This is a genomic window from Acidovorax sp. LjRoot204, from assembly GCF_056175785.1.
This window is the reverse complement of sequence record NZ_JBGFFF010000251.1, coordinates 1-4,164: the sequence shown is the minus strand read 5'-3', so window position 1 is coordinate 4,164 and position 4,164 is coordinate 1. Positions and strand designations below refer to the sequence as shown.

Sequence of the window (4,164 nt, the reverse complement as noted above, 5' to 3'; positions counted from 1 at the left end):
ACTTTGAGTGGGTGCAGGATTTTTCCAGCTTCTTCTGGAGCGAGGACGAGATCAACGCCCGCCTGGTGCGGATCATGCAAGAGGCCTTTGCGGGCATCTGGCAAGTGGCGCAAGAGCACAAGGTGAGCCTGCGCACCGCCACCTTCATCGTGGCCTGCCAGCGCATCCTGCACGCCCGCGAAATGCGCGGCCTGTATCCATAAGCCCTCGCCCGCCCCACCGGCCCGCCCCTTACCCGGGACAGGCCGTCACACCACCGCCAGCTGCTGCGATCCAGCCCTGGCGGTTTTTCTTTGCCCAGGCCTTGCGCAGCCACCTTGGCTGTTGCGCCGTGGCGACGCAGCAAGCGCGCACAACGGCCGTTCAAGGCCCCAGAACGACCGCGCAGCCGCCGCAGAAACCAAAAGATACGCACACATACAAATGGTGATCTTTCCCCCGGACCTTGCGTGAAAAACTGCCTGGACTTTGCACTCACGCCGTCTTCGGGAGATTCTGGTGGCCCTTCCATCCCTGCGCAGCCTGCTGGCGCGCTTTCTGCTCAGCCGCCTGCGCACCGCGCGCTCTGTGGCCCGTCTGGCGTACCGCCTGAATCCCCACAAACCCGCGCTCATCGACCGGCGCGGCACCCTCACCTATGCGCAGTTGCAGGATCGCGTGTACCGCCTGCAGGCCTGGATGCAGGCCCAGGGCGTAAAAAAAGGCGATGTGGTCTTCACCTGGCTGCCCGAGACCGGCGAGCAGTTCGAAACCCGCCTGGCCACGTTCGAGAACGGCACCATCTTTGCCAGCTTTCACAAGCACCTGCCGGCCGAGGCAGCGCTCACGACCATGGGCCGCGTCAAGCCCACCGTCTTCATCCACGACCCGCTGCTGAGCGCGCCCATCCTGCAGGCCGTGCGCGAGCAGCTGCCCGGCCTGCGCGTGCTGGCGCTGGGGGATGAATACGAGCGCGCCCTGGCGCAGCAGACCCCCTCTGCGGGAACGGCCGACGTGCACGAGGACGATGTGTTCGCGCTGCACATGACCTCGGGCACCACGGGCCTGCCCAAGTCCATTGGCTACAGCAACCGCAAGTACCTGGACAGCGTGCGGTTGATCTCGCGCGCCATCGACTTCAAGCCGCCCGCCAACGGGCCGGACGTGAACATGCTGGGCCTGCCGCTCACCGGCCCGGGCTCGGGCCTGGTGCTGCCTACGCTGCTGGCGGGTGCGGCGCTGGTGATGCCCGAGGACTTCCGCGCCACCACGCTGGCCGGGCTGATCCAGAAGCACCGCGTGTCGCGCGCTTTCCTGTCGCCCTCGGCCATCATCGACCTGCTGGACGAGCCCACGCTGGGCCAGTACGACCTGTCGTCGCTGACCCATGTGCCCTACGGCTCGGAGATGATGCCCGCGCCAAAGATCGCCGAGGCCATCCGCCGCTTCGGGCCCATCTTCCAGCAGGGCTACGGCTGCCTGGAGGCCCTGCCTCCCATCACCTGGCTGCTGCCCCACGAGCATGTGGACGCGCAAGGCAACCCGCTGGGCAACGACATCCTCTCCACCGTGGGCCGCGTGATGCCGGGCGTGGACGTGGTCATCCGCGACGAGCAGTTTGCGCCGCTGCCGCTGGGCCAGATGGGCCTGATCACCGTGCAGACGCCGGTGCGGTTTGATGGCTACTGGCTGGACCCGGAAAAGACCAGCGAGACCCTGCGCGACGGCTGGGTGGTGATGGGGGACCTGGGCTATTTCGATGCTGCGGGCTATCTGCACGTGCTGGGCCGCAGCGCCGACCGCGTGGTGCGCCACGGCCAGGCACTCAACCCGCGCGAGATCGAGGAAGTGGCGCACTGCCACCCGGCCGTCAAGGAAGCCTGCCTGGTGCAGCATGGCACCGCCGCCGTGCTGGTGGCCAGCCTGCGGCAAAGCTGGCGCAACGACCGGGGCACCCAGGCCCTGGAGCACGATCTGGCAGAGTTTCTGGTGCAACACCTGCCGCCCGAGATGCGGCCCGACGATGTGCGCCTGGTCACCGAGATTCCGCGCAGCTTCCTCAACAAGATGCTGCGGCGCGAGGTGCGCCTGATGCTGGAAGCCATGCCGCCGCGCAGCAGCGCGGCGCACACGGCGCGCGCAGAGCCTGTGGCGAGCTCGAAGGCGACTGCTCCCCAGGCCGAAGCAATGGCATCCGCGCACCCATGACAGCCCCCATGAACATGCAGTACACCCCACACATCCGGCTGAGCCTGGGCACCAAGCTCGGCTACGCCGTGGGCAACGTCGGCCTGCAGATGCTGATTGCGGCCATGAGCTTCCTGCTCATGATCTTCTACACCGATGTGGCCCTGGTGCCTCCGGCCGTGGCCGGTGCGGCGCTGCTGGTGGGGAAGGTGTGGGACACCATCAACGACCCGCTGTTTGGCTGGCTGACCGACCGCACGCGCTCGCGCCACGGCCGCCACCGCGTGTACCTGATCTACGGCGCCCTGCCCCTGGCGGTGGTGGCTGCCGCCGTGTGGATGGTGCCGCCGGGCCTGAGCCCCTGGGCAGCGTTTGTGTGGATCGCCGTCACCTACACCTTGTTCGACACCGTGATGACGCTGGTGCAGCTGCCCTACCAGGCCATGGCCGCCAACATGACGCAGGACTACGACGAGCGCACCAGCCTCACGGCTTTTGCATCCATGGGTGCCCTGCTGGGGTTTTTTGCGGGCAGCGTGTTCATGCCCCTGCTGGTGCGGGCAGCGCCCGATGCACGCACGGGCTACGCACTGGCCGGCGCCTGTTTCGGGCTGGCCGCCGGGGTCGCCGTGGCCGTGGTGGCCTGGCGCGTGCGCGAGCCCGCCACCACCGGCGACTTATCGCCTGCGGCCCCGAACCCTCCAGCAGCCACACCCGGCTGGGCGTCGGTACGCAGCACCCTGCTGGCCACGCTGCGCAACCGCCCGTTTGTGATGCTGGTGAGCGCAGCCGGGCTGGTGCGACTGGGCCTCACGCTGGTGCAGGCCTCGCTCGCTTATTTCGTCATCTACCAGCTGCAGGGCGACAAGGGCGATCTGCCACGCTTCATGGGCATCCTGCTCGCGGTGGTGGGCGTCTCGCTGTTCGTCTGGAAGCGCGTGGTGGACCGCTGGGAGAAAAACCGGGCCTACATCCTCGGGCTGGTGTTCTGCTGTGCGGGGCTGGTGGCGCTGTACTGGGTGGGCCCAGGCCAGCAGGCCCTGGTGACGGGCATCCTGGTGGTGGTGGGCATTGGCATGGGCGCGCACTGGATCGTGCCGTTTGCCATGGTGCCCGACACCATCGACCACGGCCACATGCAGGCGGGCGAGCGGCAGACCGGCATGTACTACGGCCTGTATGGCCTGGTCGACAAGCTGGCTCGCACCCTGGCCACGGTGCTGGTGGCCGGCATGCTGGAGCTGACCGGTTATGTGCCCAACGTGGCCCAGTCTGCCCAGGCGCTGCAAGGCATCACGGCCATGACGGGCCTGCTGCCGGCGCTGTGCCTGGTGCTGGCCATTCCGCTGCTGATGGCCTACCCCATCACCCGCGCCCGCCATGCAGACCTGGTGCGCAGCGTGGGCGCTGCCGCCCCGGCGGAGACGGCCAGTGCGGCAGCAGTGGCCGCAACCCCTGTACGCCAGAGCGAACACACCACCCGCCCTGCGTGGGAGCCCTCACGCACCCTGCCCGGTGGTGGGCACGACTTCGCACACAGTCGTTAGAGAACATCCGGGAGCGCCCTCAGGCAGACGGCGCTGGCCCGACCGGTTCGGGTGGCAGCACGCCACGCAGCGCCAGACAGAAGGGCTGCGCACACTCAGCGCGCGCTGCATACGGGCAGCCCACGGTCTCGCACAGGCCCGATTCCCCGTTGCGCGCCCGCGCGTCCTCGCGCGGCACCTGGCCGCTGGCCTGCAGCACGGCCATCTGGGTCCAGGGGTCCAGGCGCCCTGTGGCCTGCTGCAGCATGTCGCGGCCATACACGGTGGCGGCCAGTTGGGGCTGCAGGTCCAGCACCAGCAGCGCGCTGGTGCGCGGCGCGGCAGCATCCATGCCCTGCAACACCAAGGCCATGACCCCCGATTGCAACGCCTGGCCGCCGCCCGCAAAAGGCACCTGCAGCGCGCCGCCCGCAGCGGTGGCGCCCGCGCCCAGGCTTGCGCTGACTTGCGC

The 4,164-nt window shown here is 68.6% G+C and carries 2 protein-coding genes and 2 pseudogenes; 3 read left to right on the top strand and 1 reads right to left on the bottom strand.

The features are described from left to right. The 3 genes and pseudogenes from AC04MI_RS23810 to AC04MI_RS23800 form a co-directional block, all read left to right on the top strand. Positions 1 to 203 (top strand): annotated as a pseudogene (locus AC04MI_RS23810) (Glu/Leu/Phe/Val dehydrogenase); the annotation flags it as partial. A 295-nt stretch (positions 204 to 498) separates the two neighbouring features. Next, the gene (locus AC04MI_RS23805) at positions 499 to 2,187 is read left to right on the top strand and encodes a class I adenylate-forming enzyme family protein (RefSeq protein WP_436076590.1); all 1,689 of its coding nucleotides are present in this window, start codon (positions 499 to 501) and stop codon (positions 2,185 to 2,187) included. 8 nt (positions 2,188 to 2,195) lie between these two features. After that, positions 2,196 to 3,713 carry an MFS transporter gene (locus tag AC04MI_RS23800; RefSeq protein ID WP_476498884.1) on the top strand — a complete coding sequence of 506 codons (1,518 nt, stop codon included), beginning with the start codon at positions 2,196 to 2,198 and terminating at the stop codon, positions 3,711 to 3,713. Between the two features lie 19 nt (positions 3,714 to 3,732). Here AC04MI_RS23800 and AC04MI_RS23795 read toward each other — a convergent pair. Beyond that, positions 3,733 to 4,164 (bottom strand): annotated as a pseudogene (locus tag AC04MI_RS23795) (hypothetical protein); the annotation flags it as partial.